Annotated in this window: 1 protein-coding gene; it reads right to left on the reverse strand. The window is 65.7% G+C overall.

The features are described 5' to 3' along the window. Positions 1-3: 3 nt before the first annotated feature. Positions 4-20,913 carry a non-ribosomal peptide synthase/polyketide synthase gene (locus tag BH93_RS18175; protein WP_242459004.1) on the reverse strand — a complete coding sequence of 6,970 codons (20,910 nt, stop codon included), beginning with the start codon at positions 20,911-20,913 and terminating at the stop codon, positions 4-6. Positions 20,914-21,111 lie beyond the last annotated feature (198 nt).

The raw sequence follows: 21,111 nt of genomic DNA on the forward strand, positions 1-21,111 counted from the left end.
CGCTCACGATGACGCGATCACCGACTCCGCACGTTCGATCAACGATGCCAGAGCCGTGGTGAGCCCTTGTGCACCGAGGGCCGGAAGTATGCCGGGCACCAGAGCGGACAATGTCACCGTCATGAGCGCCTGCGGCTTCATGGCACCGCCCATCGTCGCCGACGTCTGCGCCACTCTGGTGTTCATCGCCGCGAACGTCACTCGCGTCGACTCGTGCTCGAACGCGATCTCGTCCGGTGCCACGGCCGCGGCCTGCGCCACCAACTCGGGCAGGTCGTCGATCGTCTTCGGAGTGGCCTTGGGTGCGAACTCGGCCTTCTCGTCGTCGGTGAGAACGTCGATGGAGCCCACTGCCACCGTCGGATCGGCCGTGACCGCCTCGAGAATCTTCCCGAAGCGCTCGGCGAAGGTCGCGACACTCGCCTCGGTGAACAGCGCCGTGGCGTAGGTGAACGTCGCCTCGATCGCAGCGAGTGATCCCGCCTCGTCGAACGACTCGACCGCGGTCAACTGCAAGTCGAACTTCGCCTGGTCGTCGCCGGCGTCGAGCGCCTCGATGCGTAGTCCTGGCAGCTCGAACGTTCCGGTGGTGTGGTTCTGGAACGTCAGCATCACCTGGAACAACGGCGTGTACGCAGTGGACCTGGCCCGACCGAGCGCATCGACGAGCCGCTCGAACGGCACGTCCGCGTTGCCGAACGCAGCGAGATCGGTCTCTTTGGCCTGCTGCAGCAGATCCAGGAACGAATCGGCGCGCTGCACTCGGGTTCGCAGAACCAGGGTGTTGACGAACATGCCGACCAAGTCGTCCAGTTTCTGCTCACCGCGACCGGCGCTCGGCGTGCCGATGCTGATGTCGGTGGAGTTGCTCAGCCGCGAGAGCAGGACGGCGAACGCACTGTGGACCACCATGAACGTGGTGGCCGCGTGCTCGCGCGCGATCGCCTCGATGCGACCGGCGACATCCCGGCCGATGGTGAACCGATAGGCCGCGCCGTGCATCGACGGCCGAGCCGGACGCGGTGAATCCGTCGGCAGTTCGAGCACTTCCGGAGCACCGGACAGTCGCTCGGTCCAGTAGGACAGCTGTCGGGCGAGCGCGCTGTCCGGGTCGGCCTCGCTGCCGAGTACCTCGCGCTGCCAGATCGCGAAGTCGGCGTACTGGACGTCGAGCGGCTCCCACGTGGGCATGCCTCCGTCGACGCGTGCGGTGTAGGCCACCATCACGTCACGGATGAGCGGGCCCATGGAGAAACCGTCGGCAGAAATATGGTGCGCGACAACGGCCAGTACGTGCTCGTCCGCACCGATCTCGAGCAGAGCTGCACGGACCGGCACCGCCGTGGTGACGTCGAAGCCGGTTCCCAGTACTTCCATCAGGCGGGCAGGCAACGCGTCTCGGTCGACCTTCTCCGGGGTCAGGTCGACCCCGACGTCGGCGACCGATCCGATGAGTTGCATCGGACCGTCCGTGCCCTCCGGATACCGGGTCCGCAGAATCTCGTGTCGGGCCACCACGTCGTCGAACGCCGCCGCGAGAGCAGCTACGTCGAGCTCGCCGGTCAGTCGGACCGCCACCGGGATGTTGTACGCGGCGGACTCCGGATCGACTCGGTTGATCGTCCACATCCGGTCCTGGGCCACCGAGAGCGGCAGCACGTCAGGCCGCGCGACCGAGGTCAGCTCCCGACGGGCTCCCCCGCCGACGAGGGGTGCGATGTGAGCTGCAAGGCCCTCGACCGTTGACGCGGTGAACACTGCGCGCACCGGAACCTGCGCATCGAGCGCCTGTCCGAGACGGGACACCAACTGCGTTGCGATCAGCGAGTTGCCGCCGAGCGCGAAGAAATCGTCGTCTCGTCCGGCGCGGTCGAGGCCGAGCAGATCGACGACGGTCTGCGCGAGGATCTCCTCGACGGGTCCCACCGGTGCCCGGAACTCGGCTGTCTCGAACTGCGGGTGCGGAAGTGCCGCGCGATCGAGCTTGCCGTTGGCGTTGAGCGGAAGCCGTTCGAGCACAACGAACGCGGCCGGGACCATGTACGACGGCAGTACGCGCGCCAGATCCTTCTCGGCCGCCGCCGTGTCAGGAGCCGATCCGTCGACACCCACCAGGTACGCGACCAACTGTTGACCGACCACCGAGTCCCGGTGGACCACCACGGCAGTCTCGGCGATCTGAGGCAGTGCGCGCACGGCGGCTTCGATCTCGCCGAGCTCGATCCGGAATCCCCGGATCTTGACCTGGAAATCGACTCGGTCGACGTACTCGAGTCGTGCACTTTCGGCACCCTCGGAATCGCCGTCCGCCAGACGCCACCGCACCAGGTCTCCGGTGCGGTACATCCGCCCGCCGTCCACCGAGAACGGGTTCGCAACGAACCGTTCCGCAGTGAGATCCTCGCGGCCGAAGTACCCGCGTGCGAGCTGATCACCGGCGAGGTACAGCTCGCCCGTGATTCCCGCCGGAACCGGGTGCAGACGCGAATCGAGAACGTGGACAGCAGTGTTCGCTTCCGGCACACCGATGGGGACGACAACCGTGTCGGCATCGGTCACCGGGTGAGCCGTCACCGACACAGCGGCCTCGGTCGGCCCGTACAGGTTGTACAGCTCGGCGGTGTTCCGACGCCGGAAGTCCTGCGCCAGAGCAGCCGGGAGTGCTTCGCCGATGGCCAGCACACGACGCAAGGAGGGTCCGAGGGAACCGCCGGCGACAGTGGTCAGCATCGTCAACGTCGACGGCACCAGATGCAGCGTCGTCACCTCGTGCTCGCGGATTGCCGCCAGGAGATAATCCGGATCGCGATGCCCGTCGGGAGCCGCGATGACGACTCGTCCGCCCGACGTTGGCTGAGACCAGAACTCCCACACCGAGAGGTCGAACGTTGCCGCCGTCTTGAGCAGCGACGCGTCCGCGGTACCGAGGCCGTACTCCTCACGCATCCACTCGAGTTGATTGACGATGGCACCGTGGCTCACCGCGACGCCCTTGGGTCGACCGGTCGACCCGGAGGTGAAGATGACGTACGCGGTGTTCTCCGGGCGCAGCACCGACGTCCGCTCGTGCGGAGCCACCGGCTCGGCGGAATAGCCGGACAGGTCCAGCTGTGTGATGTCGACGGCCGTCGCGACCGAGGCGATCCCGTCCTCGTCTGCACCGTTCGCGGCGACGAGCACACACAGGGGTTCGGCCGTCTCGAGGACGAACGAGTTGCGCTCGAAAGGCTGATCCGGGTCGAGCGGAACATACGCACCGCCCGCGGCCGAAATCGCGTACATGCCGACGAGGAGATCGACGGAGCGCCGAATTGCAAGGCCCACACGCACTTCGGGTCCGACCCCCACAGAGATCAGATGACGCGCCAGCCGTGCAACGCGATCGGAGAACTCACCGTAGGTGAGTGTGCCGTCGTCGTGGATCAGAGCCACGGCGCTGCGATCTCGCGCGGCCGATGCGGCGAACAGGTCGGTCAGCGTGCTCTCGGAGATGCTGCGATGCGTGTCGTTCCAGCGCGAGACAATGGTCTCGCGCTCGTCGCCGAGCAGGAGATCCAGATCGCCGATGGCGGTCGCAGGCGATGCGACGATTGCGGCCAACAGTTGCTGGAACCGATCGACCAGAGTCCGGGCGGTTCGCTCGTCGAACAGATCTGTGGCGTAGGTCAACATCGCCCCGAACCCGCCGAGCTCCCCGCTCTGCGGGTCGCTCGATCCGGGCGTATCGGTGACGATCAGGTGCAGATCGAACTGAGACGTCGTCGAGTCGGTGTCGAGTGCCGAGATGTCGAGACCGTCCAACTCGAAGCTGCGGCGCACGAAGTTCTGGAAGGAGAAGCCCACCTGGAACAGCGGATGCCGAGCCGTCGAACGTGCCGGATTCACCACCTCGACCAGACGCTCGAACGGAATGTCCGCGTGTGCGAATGCCTGCAGGTCGGTCTCGCGAGCCGCTACCAGAAGGTCCTCGAAACTGGCATCGGCGCGCGCGTCGAGACGCAACACCAACGTGTTGACGAACATGCCGACGAGATTCTCGATCTCCGCTTCGCCGCGGCCGGCGATCGGAGTACCGACCACGATGTCCTGCGATCCGGAGATGCGAGCCAGCAGCGTTGCGAATGCTGCGTGCACGGCCATGAACACCGTGGCGTTGTGGGTACGCGCGAGTGCGACCAGAGCAGCCCGGACCTCGGCATCGATGTGGAAATCGATGCGACTGCCGCGGAAGGTCTGCTCGGCAGGCCGTGGGTGATCCAACGGCAGGTCCAGTTGCTCGGGAAGGTCGGCCAATGCGTCCGTCCAGTACCGAATCTGTTGCGCTGCGATCGAGTCGGCATCGCCGTCGTCGCCGAGTACCTCCCGCTGCCACAGCGCGTAGTCGGCGTATTGGACGGCCAATGGAGACCACTGCGGATCGGATCGACGGGAACGCGCGGCGTACGCCGTCATCACGTCGGTCGAGAGGGGAACCGTGGACAACCCGTCGGCGCTGATGTGGTGGATGACCATTCCGAGCACGAACTCGGTGTCGGACACCCGAAAGAGTACCGCCTGCAACGGGATCGACGCGGTGACGTCGAAAGTGGTCGCCAACAGTTCACCGACGCGGGTAGCGACCGATTCGGCATCGGTGTCCACGACGGTCAGTGCTGTGCGCACCTCGGACATCGGCACGATCACCTGATGTGGCCCGTCCGGCGAGTCCGGGTACACCGAACGCAAGGTCTCGTGGCGTTCGATCACGTCGAGGACGGCCTGCTCGAGCGCGTCGACGTCGAGGTTGCCGCTCAACCGCATCGCGAACGGGATGTTGTAGGCCGTCGACGAGTTGTCGAACCGGTTCAGGAACCACATGCGCTGCTGCGCCAGCGACAACGGGACGAAGTCCGGTCGCGGCCGCGCCACCAGTGCAGGGCGCTCGGGCCCGGAGCTGCGTTCCACACGGTGCGCCAGCGACTCGACCGTCGATGCCTCGAACAGCATCCGCACCGGCACGTTTCGGCCGAGAGCGGCACCGATCCGAGAGACCACCTGGGTTGCGACGAGCGAGTTTCCACCGAGCTCGAAGAAGTCGTCGTCGAGTCCGACACGATCCACTCCCAGCACACCGGCGAAGACACCGGCAACGATCTCCTCGATCGGCGTGGACGGCGAACGGAACTGCCGAAGCTGAGCTGCGGGCGCGGGAAGCGCGCGCCGGTCGAGCTTTCCGTTGACCGTCAACGGAATGGTGTCGAGTACGACGAACGCGGACGGCACCATGTAGTCGGGGAGGTTCTCGGCGACCGACGAGCGCAGGGTGTCGACGTCCACGGCAGCACCCGCAGCGGGCACCACGTACGCAACCAGTCGCGCCGAGCCCGGAGTGTCCTCGCGAGCGATCACGGCTGCCTGGCCCACGGTCGCCGCCGCGGCGACAGCGGATTCGACCTCGCCCAGTTCGATCCGGAATCCGCGGATCTTGACCTGATCGTCGGCTCGCCCGACGAACTCGAGTTCGCCCGAAGCGGACCACCGTGCGACATCGCCGGTGCGGTACAGCACCGATCCGTCCGCAGCGAACGGATCGGCCACGAAACGGGTGGCGCTCAATCCTGCTCGGCCGAGATATCCGCGCGCGACCTGGCCGCCCGAGACGTACATCTCGCCGGGAACTCCGACCGGAAGAAGCCCGAGCCGGGAGTCGAGTACGTAGACCGCGAGTCCTGAAATCGCCCGTCCCACAAGAGATCCCGAGGCAGACGCGGCCGAGGTCGCATCGAGCTCGCGGTGCGACACGTGCACCGTGGTCTCGGTGATTCCGTACATGTTGACCAATCGCGGACGACTGTCACCGTGCCTGGCGAACCAGCCGGACAGCCTGCGCAGCTCGAGTGCCTCGCCACCGAAGATCACGAACCTCAGCGCGTAACCGGCCGCTGTGGCGGCGGTTCGATCGGCCTCGTCCAACTGGTAGAAGGCCGACGGTGTCTGGTTGAGCACGGTGACCCGCTCGGAAACCAGCAACTCGCGCAGAGCTTCCGGTGACCGTGACGTGTAGTAGTCCACGACGACCACGGTGCCGCCGGTGGTGAGCGGCCCCCACAGCTCCCAGACCGAGAAGTCGAAAGCGAAGGAATGGAACAGCGTCCACACGTCCTCGGGACCGAAGTCGAACTCGCTCTGCGTGTTCGCAAGCAGGCGAACGACATTGCGATGCGGAATCACCACGCCCTTGGGTTTACCGGTGGACCCCGACGTGTAGATCACGTAGGCGACGTGTGCGTCGGAGCGCGGTGAACGCAGTTCGGTCGGTTCCAACGGCGCAGTGTCGACCGCGTCGTCGGACGAGTCGATCTCCACGCGCGGCAATGTCGTCGGTAGATCCACCTCGACCCCGGACCAGGTCAACAGGGCGGCAGGACGCGAGTCGGCCAGGACGAACTCGATGCGATCGGCCGGGTAGGACGGATCGATCGGGACGTAGCCGCCACCTGCTTTGAGCACGCCGAGCAAGCCGACGACGAGGTCGGTGGACCGCGGAAGAACCACGGCGACAAGGCTTTCCGGGCCCACTCCGACCGCCGACAGACGGCGGGCCAGAGCATTGGATGCCTCGTCGATCTGCCGGTAGGTCGAGCTGCGATCGCCGAACACCACGGCCACCGACTCGGGTGCCTCGGCGGCGCGGGCGGCGAACAGGTCCACCAGAGTCTCCGGCCTATCCGCGACGGCGGGTGCCGTACGGGCAAGCGCCAGAACGTGGTCGCGCTCGGCCGTGTCCATCAACTCGATGGTTCCCACCGGAGCGCCGTGGTTCTCGGCGACCGTGTCGAGGATGCGCAGCAACCGGGTACCGAAGCTGCGGGCGGTGTCCTCGTCGTAGAGGTCGCGAGCATAGGTGACGTCGAGTCGCGTGCTGCCGTCGGCATCGTCGGTGAACGTGAACTGCAGATCGAACTTGGACGTGACGATGTCGAGGTCGAGTCCGCGCACGTGCAGTCCGGGCAGCTCGAGTTCGGTCTGGTCCATGTTCTGCACCGTCAGCATCACCTGGATCAACGGGTGTCGCGCGGCCGAACGAGCCGGATCGAGAGCCTCGACGAGACGCTCGAACGGAACGTCCGCGTGGCCGAAGGCCGACAGATCCGTTTCCCGGACATGTTCCAGCGCGGCGACGAACGACGAATCCGACGCGACGTCCGTGCGCAACACCAGGGTGTTGACGAACATGCCGATCACATCGTCCAGTGCCGCGTCGCCGCGGCCTGCGACCGGTGTACCGATCGCGATGTCCCGCTCACCCGACAGTCGCGCGAGCAGTACTGCGAGTGCGGTGTGCAGCACCATGAACAGAGACGACCGATGGTCGCGGGCCAGATCCACCAAGCTCGCCCGGGTTGCAGCACCGACAGTGAGGACGACGTTTCCGCCGCGATACGACGCGGTGTCCGGGCGAGGCCGATCACCGGGGAACGTGATTTCGTCGGGTAGTCCGGACAGCGTGTGCGACCAGTGCCGAATCTGCGTCGAGATCGGCGACTGCGGGTCGTCCTCGGAACCGAGCTCGGCGAGCTGCCACAGGGTGTAGTCCACGTAGCGAACCGGCAGTGGCTCCCAGTTCGGCACCACGCCGGAAGACCTGGCCCCGTAGGCGATCATCAGATCACGGGTCAACGGTCCCATCGAGTAGCCGTCGGCAGCGATGTGGTGGGTCACGAACGCCAGGACGTGACGGTTCTGTTCGATCTGCAGCAACGCTGCGCGCAGCGGCGGTACCGTCGCGACGTCGAATCCGCCCATGAACAGATCGGTGAGCGCACCGACGACCTCGGCCTCGGCAACCGAACGGGCGTGCAGTTCCGGCACGACCTGCGCGGCGTCGACGATGACCTGCGACGCAGTTCCGTCGACCTCGGGATACATCGTGCGCAACGACTCGTGCCGCTCGACGACGTCGGCGACGGCGGCAGCCAGGGCATCGACGTCGAGCGTGCCGGTCAGCTCGATGGCCACCGGAAGGTTGTTCGTTGCGGCGTCGACGTCGAACTGGTTCAGGAACCACATTCGGCGTTGCGCGAGCGACAGCGGGATTGTCTTGGGCAACTCGCTGCGCACCAACGACTTTCGTCCACCGGAGCCGGTCTGCTCGTCGAGTCGGGCTGCGAGTGCAGACACCGTGGCGGCCTCGAAGATCGCGCGAACCGACACGGTGGTGTCGAGTGCGACGCCGATACGCGACGCCACTCTCGTCGCCACCAGCGAATTTCCACCGAGTGCGAAGAACTCGTCGTCCGCACCCACTCGGTCTACGCCCAGAATCTCGCGGAACACATCGGACACAACCACTTCCGTGGCCGTGCTCGGTGCTCTGAACTCGCGCTGAACGATCTCGGGATCCGGGAGCGATCGACGGTCGAGCTTGCCGCTCGGTGTGAGAGGCAGGGAATCGAGCACGACGAACGCCGCCGGAACCATGTACGAGATCAGTGAACCCGCGGCGGTCTCGGTCAGCTCGGCCGGGTCGAGGGTCGCCCCAGGAGTAGGCACGACGTACGCGACGAGTTGATCGCCGGTCACCTCGCTCGAATGCACGAGCACCACAGCCGATCCGACACCGGGATGGCGCCGCAACACGGTTTCGATCTCGCCCAGTTCGATGCGCAGGCCACGAAGCTTGACCTGGAAGTCGGTGCGGCCCAGGTACTCCAGGACCCCACCCGACCCGGTGGTGCCCGGGCCGTTCTCGTCACGCCAGCGCACCAGGTCGCCGGTGCGATACATTCTGTCGCCGCGCTCGCCGTACGGGTCGGCGACAAAACGGTCGGCGGTCAGATCGGAACGGTCCAGATATCCGCGCGCCAACTGCACACCCGCGAGATAGAGCTCGCCTGCGACTCCGGGAGCCACCGGTCGTAAACGTGAATCCAGCACGTACGTGTGGGTGTTCCACACCGGAGCACCGATCGGCACCACGTCGACGTCGGCCTCGGTCACGTCGTACGAGGTGACCTCGACTGCAGCCTCGGTCGGACCGTACAGATTGTGCAGGGTCGTGTTCGGCAACACGGCCCGCAGTCGAGCGCCCACGCCTGCGGACAGAGCCTCACCGGACGCGAACACCATCCGCAGCGACTCGGCGCGCGAAACACCGTCCTCGCCGACGAACACCTCGAGCAGTGCAGGCACGAAATGAGCAGCGGTGATGGATCGTTCGACGATGAGATCGACGAGATACGTCGGGTCGCGGTGACCGTCCGGTTTCGCGATCACCAACGTCGCACCGATCTGCAACGGGAAGAACAGCTCCGGTACCGAGACGTCGAACGTCACCGGGGTCTTCTGCAGCATCACGTCGTCGGCCGTCAGAGGGAAGTGCTCTCGCATCCACGACAGACGGTTGACGATGGACATGTGCGTCACCGCAACACCCTTGGGGGTACCGGTGGAACCCGAGGTGAAGATCACGTACGCGGCGTTCGACGGCAGCAGTGGAGCACGTCGATCCGCGTCGCCGATCGGAGCGTCCGACACGTCGAGACCCGCGGCCGAATTCTCGGCGATGTCGAGAACCGGGACGTCCGAGCCGAAGGAGAACCCGTCGCGGTCGGTCGTCAGGATGCAGACCGGAGCCGCGGTGTCGAGGATGTGGCCCGTACGTTCGGCAGGCTGGTCCGGATCGATGGGGACGTAGGCACCGCCGGCCGTGACGATGGCATGAATGGCGACGAGCAGCTCGATCGACCGACGAGCGGCGACGGCAACCGATGTCTCCGGCCCGACTCCGCGAGAGATCAGCACGCGAGCGAGTCGGTTGACGCGACCAGAGAACTCCGCGTACGTCAGCGACTCACCCTCGAACACCAGAGCCGTTGCGTCCGGGGTCTTCTCGACCTGGGCCTCGAACAACGAGACCAAGGTCTGCGAGCGGTCGACGGGATGCTCGGTGTCGTTCCACTCACGAAGGACTCGGGTGCGTTCACTGTCGTCGAGAAGCTCGATCTCGCCGACCACGGCCGCGGGATTCTCCGCGACCGAACCCAGGACGGTGACCAACCGCTCGCACAGAACGAGGACGGTGTCCTCGTCGAACAGATCCGTCGCGTAGGTGACGTCGACGACCATGCCCTGTGGGGCACCGGCCGGACCGATCTTCTCCACGAAGGTGAATTGGAGATCGAACAGCGAGACCACGGTTTCGAAGTCGACGGTGGACACCGACAGTCCCGGCAGTTCGAGATCCTTCTGTCCCAGGTTCTGGAACGCGAGCACCACCTGTACGAGGGGATGACGAGCCGTGGAACGGGCAGGGTTGAGGATCTCGACGAGCCGCTCGAACGGAACGTCGAGGTGAGCCAGCGCAGACAGGTCGGTTTCTCGAGTGTCGGCGAGCACCTGGTCGAACCGCCGCGACGTATCGATCTCGGTGCGCAGGACCAGGGTGTTGACGAACATGCCGATCAGGTCGTCGAGAGCGGCCTCGCCACGACCGGCGACCGGAGTACCGATCGCGATGTCGGCTTCACCGGACAAGCGCGACAGCAGTACCGCCAGCGAGGTGTGCACCACCATGAACAGCGAGGCGTTCTCGGCTCTCGCGGCGTCGATCAGGCCGCGATGCAGATCCTCGTCGATCGAGAAGCGCACCAGCGCACCGCTGTTCGAGGCAACGGCGGGCCGCGGACGATCCGACGGCACATCCAACTGGTCGGGCAGACCGGCCAATGCCGTTGTCCAGTAGTCGATCTGCTGCGAGACGATGGAGGTGGGATCGCTCTCGGAACCGAGGACCTCGCGCTGCCAGAGGCTGTAGTCGGCGTAATCGACCGGCAGCGGAGACCAGTACGGTTCCTGGTTCATCGACCGCGCGGCATAGGCATTCATCACGTCACGAGTCAGCGGACCCAGTGAGAATCCGTCGGCCGCGATGTGATGGACGACGAATACGAGCAGGTGCTCGGTGGGACTGACCTCGAACAGCCTCGTCCGGAACGGCAGGTCCTTGGACAGGTCGAAGCCGGTGGTGGCCAGTTCGCGCATCGCGTCCGCCACGTCGTGTGCGGCTATGTCGACAGGCGTCAGGTCGGGGGTGGCCGACTGCGCGTCGACGATCACCTGATGTGCGGTGCCGTCCGTCTCGGGGAACACCGTGCGCAGGGATTCGTGCCGAGCAACGACGTCGGACACCGCGATCTGCATCGCGCGGCGGTCGAGCAGACCGGACAGGCGCACGGCGATCGGGATGTTGTTGGCAGCCGATTCCACGTCGAACTTGTTCAGGAACCACATGCGCTGCTGGGCCAACGACAGCGGTATGTGTTCCGGCCGCTCCTGCGGCACCAGTGGCGGGCGACTACCGGTGGCGACCAGCGTGCCCAACCGAGCAGCGAGGTCGGCCACTGTCGACGTGTCGAAGAGCTCCCGCACCGCGATGCGGGTATCCAGAGCGACGCCCAGCCTGGACACCAACTGTGTCGCGATGAGCGAGTTTCCGCCGAGATCGAAGAAGTCGTCGTCGAGACCGACCCGCTCGATACCCAGCACCTGAGCAAAGACGTCGGCGACGACACGTTCGATGTCGTTCGTCGGTTCCCGGTACTCGGTCACCTCGAAGGCAGGATCGGGCAACGTCTTTCGATCGAGCTTTCCGCTCGCGCCCAGTGGGAACTCCGCGAGCACGATGAGAGTCGACGGCACCATGTATTCCGCCAGTCGTGCCCGAAGCGCGGCCAGTACGGCTCCGGTGTCCACCGAGGCACCGGACGGTACGACGTACCCGACGAGTTGTTCGCGGCGCACGACGACGACCGCCTGGGAGATCGAACGCTGTGCCAGCAGTGCCGATTCGATCTCGCCGAGTTCGATGCGCAGGCCGCGAAGCTTGACCTGGAAGTCGGAACGTCCGACGTATTCCAGTTCGCCGTGTCGGTTCCACCGCACGACGTCGCCGGTGCGGTAGAGACGAGCTCCGCCCGTCGCGAACGGATGCGCCACGAATCGATCCGCGGTCAGATCGGGGCGACCGACGTAGCCACGAGCCAACTGTGTACCCGCCAGATAGAGCTCACCCGCGACTCCGACGGGAGTGGGGTTCAGTCGCGAATCCAGCACGTACACCGCGGTGTTCCACACCGGAGCACCGATCGGCATGACATCCGAGTCTTCGTCCGTCACAGCGTGATACGTCACGTCGACCGCGGCCTCCGTCGGACCGTACAGGTTGTGCAGCGCCACTCCCCCGATCGCGCGGCGCAGTGCCCGGGCAGTGGTGGGAGCCAGAGCCTCACCGGATGCGAACACCAGCCGCAGCGTGGCACCCGACGTCCTGCGCCGTTCCACCTCAGGAACGAAGACGGACATCATGGAGGGCACGAAGTGCACCACCGAGACATGCTCGCGTGCAATGACATCGAGCAGGTACAACGCGTCTCGGTGACCGTCCGGGACGGCGATGGCCACGGACGCGCCGTTCTGCAGGGCCCAGAAGAACTCCCACACCGACACGTCGAAGGTCGACGGAGTCTTCTGCAGCACCACGTCGTCGGCATTCAACCGGTACTCGTGCTGCATCCACAGCAGACGGTTGACAATCGCTTCGTGCGCCACCCCGACGCCCTTGGGTCGGCCTGTCGATCCGGACGTGAAGATCACGTAGGCGGTGTTCGAGGGTCGTAGCGGGGCGATTCGATCGGCGTCGGTCAGCGGAGCCGACGACAGCGTTGACACGTCGAGCGTGTCGATGTCGATCGTTTCGACTCCGGCGAACTCCACGTGATCGCGCGTGATGGACAGCACTCGGACAGGTGCCGCCGTGGCGACGATGTACTCGTTGCGGTCGGCCGGCTGCTTCGGGTCGATCGGAACGTAACCCGCCCCCGCCTTGACGATCGCATACATACCGACGAACAGGTCGAGGCTTCGACCGACAGCGAGTCCGACGAGGGAGTCGGGCTCGACTCCGATCGACACCAGATGGCGCGCAAGGCGATTGGCTTTCGCGGCGAACTCCGCATACGTCAGCCGCTCCCCCTCGAACACCAGCGCCGGTGCATCGGGAGTCTCGGCGACCTGACGGTCGAACAGGTCGACGAGCGTCACCTGCTTCGGCACGTCGTGTTCGGTGTGGTTCCACGCCGTCACGACTCGCGCGCGCTCACCGTCGTCGAGAAGATCGATGTCTCCCACCGACACCGACGGATCGGCCACCACCGCGGTGAGCATCCGCACGAAACGATCGGAGAAGCCGCGCACCGTCTCGGCATCGAACAGGTCGGTCGCGTACGTCAACTCGGCGGCCATGCCCTGTCCGCGCCCGTCCACTCCGATCGACTCGGTGACGGTCAGCTGGAGGTCGAACTTCGCCACCTCGGCGTCGAGTGCGACGCTGTCCACCGACAGACCCGGCAGGTCCACGTGCGTACGGGTGAGGTTCTCGAACGAGAGCATCACCTGGAAGAGCGGGTGCCGCGCCTGCGAACGCGACGGATTCAGCACCTCGACCAAGCGCTCGAACGGAAGATCGGCGTGCCCGAACGCACCGAGCGCCACTTCCCTCGCGCGCCCGATCTGCTCCGAGAACGTGCGACCCGCTTCGATATCGGTACGCAGTACGAGCGTGTTGACGAACATGCCGACCACGTCGTCGAGGGCTGCGTCGCCGCGACCGGCGACCGGGGTGCCGATCGCAATGTCCTCGGTGCCCGAGAGGCGCGCGAGCAACACTGCCAGAGCAGCGTGGACGACCATGAACAGAGACGCGTTGTGCGTATGGGCCAGCGCAGAGAGGCCGCGATGGACCTCGGCCGGCACCTCGAAGCGGATCGACGAACCCTGATAGGACTGGCGATTCGGGCGAGGCCGGTCGGTCGGCAGATCGAGCTGATCCGGCAGCCCGGCCAGCATCTGAGCCCAGTACTCGACCTGGCCGGAGATCAGCGATTGCGGATCGTCCTCGGATCCGAGAACCGAGCGCTGCCACAGGCTGTAATCGGCGTACTGCACCTCCAACGGCATCCACGCCGGGTTCTCCCAGGCAGTGCGCGAGGCATACGCGATCATGATGTCGCGCGCCAGCGGGCCCATGGACCATCCGTCGGCCGAAATGTGGTGCACCACCATGGCGATGACGTGTTCGCGCGGGCCGATCTCGAACAGTCGGGCCTGAATCGGAACATTGACGGTCACGTCGAACGTCGTCGAAGCCAACGTGAAAACCTGCCGCTGGATGTCGGCCGCAGACGTCGGAATGGGCATCAGGTTCGGCACCGTCTGAGCGGCGTCGAGAATGGACTGCTGTGGGCCGTGGGCGGTATCGGGATACACCGTGCGCAGCGACTCGTGCCGGTCGATCACGTCCATGATCGCAACCTGCAGTGCCGCGACATCGAGTTCGCCGGTCAACTTCAACGCGAACGGAATGTTGTACGCGGTGGAATCTGCGTCGAACCGGTTGAGGAACCACATTCGCTGCTGCGCCAGCGACAGCGGAATTCGCTCCGGCCGCACCGCCGCGACCAGCGCGGTGCGTCCACCTTCGCCCGCTGCTTGCTCGACCCGCACCGCGAGCAGGGCGACGGTCGAGGCTTCGAACAACATGCGCACCGGCACAGTGGCATCGAGCGCCACTCCCAATCGTGAGACCACCTGGGTGGCGATCAACGAGTTGCCGCCGAGCTCGAAGAAGTCGTCGTCGAGCCCCACCCGCTCGACCCCGAGCACGTCTGCGAAGACGTCGGCGACGATCTCCTCGATCGGGGTGGTCGGAGCGCGGAACTCGCGTACCTCGAACACCGGTGCCGGCAGTGCCCGGCGATCGAGCTTGCCGTTGACCGTCAACGGAATGGCGTCCAGCACAACGAAAGCGGACGGCACCATGTATTCCGGAAGAGCTGCAGCGATACCGGTCCTGAGGTCTTCGATGTCGACGATCGGGCGGCCCTCGACTGCCGCGGAGACCACGTACGCCACCAGACGCGCCGCACCCGGCGAATCCTCACGAACGACGACGGCCGCCTGGGTGACCGTCGGCTGCGCTGTCACTGCAGCCTCGACCTCGCCCAGCTCGATGCGGAATCCGCGCACCTTGACCTGATCGTCCGAGCGTCCGAGGTACTCGAGTTCTCCCCCGGCGTTCCATTGCGCGAGGTCACCCGTTCGGTACAGCAGCGACCCATCCTCGGACCCCGAGGCGAACGGGTTCGCCACGAAGCGGGTCGATGTCAGCGCTCGGCGACCCAGGTAGCCGCGGGCGAGTTGTCCACCGCCGACGTACATTTCGCCGGGAACACCCACCGGAACCGGATGCAGTCGGGTATCGAGCACGAACACACGCAGACCGGCGATCGGCTTGCCGACCACCGATGCACTGGTCCCCACGGACGCAGAACCGAGCTCACGGTACGACACGTGGACGGTGGTCTCGGTGATGCCGTACATGTTGATCAGCCGCGGCGCAGTGTCCCCGTGCCGCTCGAACCACCCGGTGAGTCGGCGCTGTTCGAGTGCTTCACCGCCGAAGATCACATACCGCAGCGACAGCTCACCGCCGTCCGTGACCGCGACGCGATCGGCCTCGGAGAGCTGATAGAACGCCGATGGCGTCTGGTTGAGCACCGTCACCCGCTCGTCGACGAGCAGTCGGTGGAACGCCTCGGGCGATCGCGAGGTGAAGTAGTCCACGACCACCAACGTGCCGCCGTAGAGCAACGGACCCCACAGCTCCCAGACCGAGAAGTCGAATGCGTAGGAGTGGAACATGGTCCACACGTCGTCGGCACCGAAGCCGTAGACCGAATCGGTGTTGGCGAGCAGCCGAACCACGTTGCGATGCGGCACCATCACGCCCTTGGGGCGACCGGTCGAGCCCGAGGTGTAGATGACGTAGGCGACGTTGTCGGGACGCAGGGGACGCGTCCGTTCGTCGTCGGTGACGACGCCGTCCGCCATCGACACGAGATCGACGGTGTCCATGTCGAGCAACGTTGCGCCGGTGTGTGATTCGACATCCACCGGCAACTCGACGCCTTCGGCACCGGAGTACAGCACGGTGGTGGGTCGAGCATCGTCGAGCATGTACTCGACGCGGTCGAGCGGGTAGCTCGGATCCACCGGAAGATAACCGCCGCCGGCCTTGACGACCGCCACGAGGGCGACGATGAGCTCTGCCGACCTCGGCAGGGCGACGGCGACCAGGCTCTCGGGGCCGACGCCATGGGAGATCAGAACTCGGGCAAGACGATTGGTGCGGGCATCGAACTCGGCGTACGTCATAGACGTGCCGCCGAAGCGCACCGCGACGGCGTTCGGCTTCTCGGACGCCGCTGCGTCCAGGAGGTCGACCAGTGTGACCTCGCGAGAGACGTCGACTCCCGACGCGTTCCATTGCGATGCCACGCATTCGTACTCCGCGGCATCGACGATGTCGACGTCACCGACAGGAACCGTCGGGTCGATGGTGACAGCGTCCAGAATGTCGAGGAATCGGCGCGCGAAACTGTCGACGAGTTCTGCGTCGAAGAGATCTGTGGCGTATTCGAACACCGCGTCGATGCCCGCGGGCACTCCGTCGTCGAGGTGCTCGGTCAGCCACAGCTGGACGTCGAATTTGGCGATGGGAACATCGAATTCGGCGGCTTCCGCGCGGAGTCCACCGACTGTGAGCTCGCGCGACATCGCGGATTCCAACGAGATCGCAACCTGGAACAACGGATGCCTCGACGTCGAGCGCACCGGATTGAGCACCTCGACGAGTCGCTCGAACGGCACATCGGCATGGGCGTATGCAGACAGGTCGGTGTCGCGGACTCGTTCGAGCAGTTCCTCGAACGTCAATGCGGGATCGACGTCGGTGCGCAACACCAGGGTGTTGACGAACATGCCGACCAGGTCGTCGAGTGCGGGCTCGCCGCGGCCCGCAACCGGCGCTCCGATGGCGATGTCGGTGGTGCCGCTCAGTCGGGCGAGCAGCAGCGCGTACGCGGCCTGCATCACCATGAACAGCGAGGCGTTGTTCGCGCGCGCCAGGTGTGCCAACGAGGCGTGCAGCCCCGCCGGAACGTCGACGCGCAGCTTGCTGCCGGCGTTCGAGGACACCGCAGGGCGCGGCCTGCTCGACGGCAGGGCCAGCTGATCGGGCAGATCCTCGAGAGTCGCACTCCAGTAGGCGATTTCACGGGAGGCCATCGACAGCGGATCGGTCTCGGGGCCCAGCACAGCCCGCTGCCACAACGCATAGTCCGCGTACTGGACCTCGAGCGGCGTCCATTCCGGTGCGCGCCCGTTGATCCGGCTCGCGTATGCCACGAGCACGTCCCGTGCGAGCGGACCGAACGACGCGCCGTCGGCGGCGATGTGGTGCAGCACCATGGCGAGTTCGTGCTCGGTCGGTGAGATCTCGAAGAGCGCGATTCGGAAGGGTGTGTCGACCGTGACGTCGAAGCCCTTTCCGACCAGTTCGTGCAGGCGGCCGCCCAGGTCGCGGCGGTCGATGCGCACCGGCAGGATCGTTGCCGGGGTGCGAGCTGCCTCGAGCACGACCTGCTCGGGTGAGCCGTCCACCTCGGGGTAGACGGTCCGCAGCGTCTCGTGTCGATCGACGACGTCGGCGAATGCAGCCGACAGGGCGACCACGTCGAGAGGGCCGGTCAGACGGACGGAGAACGGCAGGTTGTACACCGCAGTGGTGGGGTCGAAACGGTTGAGGAACCACATGCGCTGCTGCGCAGGCGAAAGCGGGATGCGCTCGGGCCGTTCCTTGGCCTCCAGCACCGGTACGTCCGCGCCGAGCCGAGCCGCCGATTCCGCCCTGGCCGCGAGCGCGCCGACGGTGGGCGCCTCGAACAGTTCCCGGACGCCGAGCCGCACTCCCAGTGCACTGCCCACTCGGGTCACCAACTGAGTAGCGATCAGCGAGTTGCCACCGAGCTCGAAGAAGTCTTCGTCCAGACCGACCTTGGAGGCCCCGAGAAGATCCTCGTAGATGCCCGCCACCACGTAGTCCGCACGGCTCTTCGGCGCCCGATACTTCTTCGCGCTGCTGAACACGGGTTCCGGCAACGCTTTTCGATCCAGCTTTCCGCTGGTGTTCAGCGGGAGAGCATCGAGGACCACCACCGCCGCCGGCACCATGTACGACGGCAACGCGTGTCCTGCGAATTCGATCGCCGCTGCGGATTCGATGGATCGCCCCGGAGCCGCGACGACATAGGCCACCAACTGGTCACCGGTGACCGTCTGAGCCACCAGAGTCACTGCCTGCGAGATGGATTCGTGGGACAGCAGAACCGTCTCGATCTCGCCGAGCTCGATGCGCTGGCCGCGGAACTTGACCTGGAAATCGGTGCGTCCTATGTAATCCAGAACTCCGTCACTACGCCAGCGCACGAGGTCGCCGGTGCGGTACATCCGGTCGCCGCCGACGCCGAACGGATTGGCCACGAAGCGATCCGAACTCAGATCCGGCCGGCCCACGTACCCGCGCGCGAGCTGCACTCCGGCGAGGTAGAGCTCACCCGACTCGCCGATCGGTGTGGGGCGCAAGCGACTGTCGAGAACGAACGCCTTCGTGTTCCATTCGGGCACACCGATCGGAACTGTCCGACTGTCCTGCGGGCCGCTGGGGTAGTACGTCACGGAGACGGCAGCCTCGGTGGGGCCGTAGAGATTGTGCAGTCCCGCAGGGGATATCGCCCGGAACGACGCGGCGGTCTCGACCGGCAGCGCCTCACCGATCACGAACACGTGTCGCAGCGAACTGCACGTGTGCACCGGCGCATTGGCGACGAAGACCGTCAACATGGACGGCACGAAATCGGTGACGGTGACCCGGTGTTCGGCAATCTTGTTGGCCACGTACACCGAATCGCGATGCCCGTCGGGTGTCGCGAGCACCATCGTCGCGCCGACCCGCAACGGAAGGAAGAACCCCCAGAGCGATACGTCGAAGGTGGTGGCCGTCTTCTGCAGATAGACGTCGGAGGCGTCCATCGGGTACTCCGCGAGCATCCACTCCATCTGGTTGTGGATCGCCCGATGCTCGACCGCCACGCCCTTCGGTCTTCCGGTCGAGCCGGAGGTGTAGATCACGTATGCGGTGTTCGAAAGACGCAGTGGCGCGGTACGTTCGGCGTCGCGGATCGGCGTGGTGGACCGCGAGGCGTAGTCGAGGAGATCGACTGCCACCGTCTCGGTTCCGTCGGGCAGGGCAACGTCGTCGGACGAGGAGATCAACACACAGCGCGGCTGCGCGGAGTCCAGGATGTACGCCGTGCGCTCGGCGGGGTGGTCGGGATCGATCGGCACCCAGGCACCACCGGCCGCTACGACGGCATACATGCCGACGACGAGGTCGAACGAACGACGGATCGAGAGTCCGACGAGCGTCTCGGGGCCTACGCCCATCTCGATCAGGTGTCGAGCGAGCACATTCACTCGCGCCGAGAGATCGCCGTAGGTGAGCGCCTCGCCCTCGTACACCAGCGCTGTTGCGCCGGGGTTCGCTGCAGCTGCCGCTTCGAAGGCCGACAGCAGCGTGCGCGGGTCGGTTTCGTGATCGGTGGCGTTCCATTGCGCCACGACCAACTCACGCTCGTCACCGTCCGTCAGCGCGAGATCCCACACTCGATCCGTCGGAGCAGACGCCACGAACCGGCCGATGAAATCCACGAACCGTTCGTGGTTTCGCCCGGACTGCTCCGACCCGTACAAGTTGGGGTTGGACTCGAAGTCGATGTGGGTCGAGGAACCGGCGACGCTCGTGTACAGATTGAGCCCGAAATCCTCGATCAGGCCGGTGGAGAGAATGTTGATGCCGCCGACCATCGAACCCAGGCGGACCTCGCCGAAGAACAGCATGATGTTGACCCACGGGCCGAAGAACGATGCCTGACCGCTGGCACCGCCTGCGTCACGGCGGATGTCCTCGTGCCGGTATCGCTGGTGCCGCAGGGCTCCGGAGACCTCGGCGTTGACGCGTGCGAGAAGGGTTTCGACGGTGGTGTCGCCTGCGACATCGAGCCGCAGCGGCACGACGTTGGAGACCATTCCGCCGGAGCGGCGAAGGACCGCGGTGGTACGCGCGGTCACCGGGAGCGAGAGCACGACGTCCTCGCGGCCGGTCATCTGAGCGAGGTAGGCGGCGAAAGCACCGATGACGATGGTGGCCATCGTCGTGTCGGTCCGGGCGCGCAGGGCCTCGAGCCGTTCCATGGTCTCGGCGGACAGAGCTGTGCTGTCGATCTGACTCTTCGCCGCGGGCGGGGCCGTGTGACCGGCCAGGGTGGTGACCCCGTCGATGCCCTCGATGCGCGACGCCCAGTACTCGCGGTCGGCCTCGAAGCGGCTCGAGTCTCGGTAGGCCACGTCGATGTCGTAGACCTTGGTCAGATCCGACGCCAGATTCTTGGTCGGCTCGATGCCGTCCACTTCTGCCGTGTACAGCTCCGCCGCGCGGTTCATGAAGGTGACGGCACCGAAACCGTCGAGCACCACGTGGTGAACGCGCTCGTACCAGAACCACACATCGTCGTCCAGGCGCAGAACGGTGGCGGCGATCAACCGGTCTCGGAGGATGTCGATGGGCGCGCTGTAGTCGTCGTGCATCCACTTCAGAGCGGCGGCGCGCGGGTCGGCTTCACCGCGCAGGTCCAAGCAGTTCAGGGAGTCGTCGAGGGTGGGGTCGACGGTCTGCCGAGGCTCGGCATCGATCTCGAGTAGACGCACGAATCCGGACTGCAGCTCGAGCGCAGCCTGGGACGAAGCCCGGCGGAGTAGCTCCACATCGAGATCACCGTGCAGTTCGATGTACTGGGCGATGTTCGCGGGTACCGCAGGGTCCACGTGCTGCGCGAACCACATTCCCAATTGGGCCGGTGACAGGGGGAACGACGAATGCTCAGGACTGCCGACTCCGTCGTCGTGTCCAGCACCTTCCACACCTAGCGGGTCCAATCGATGCCTCTCTTTCCCACAATCACACGCGCCCCCACCGGCTGCTGAACCAGCAGCGATCGGTGGGCACCGAACACGTCGAGCAAGTTGCTTACTTCGTTCTCTATTTTCTCACCGGCGACAACTCGAAGTTACCTTTCAGTACATATCCGTACGTATGTACAGGACCGTTACAAGTCGGTA

Origin of the sequence: Rhodococcoides fascians A25f (genome assembly GCF_000760935.2) — a bacterium.
GTDB lineage: Bacteria > Actinomycetota > Actinomycetes > Mycobacteriales > Mycobacteriaceae > Rhodococcoides.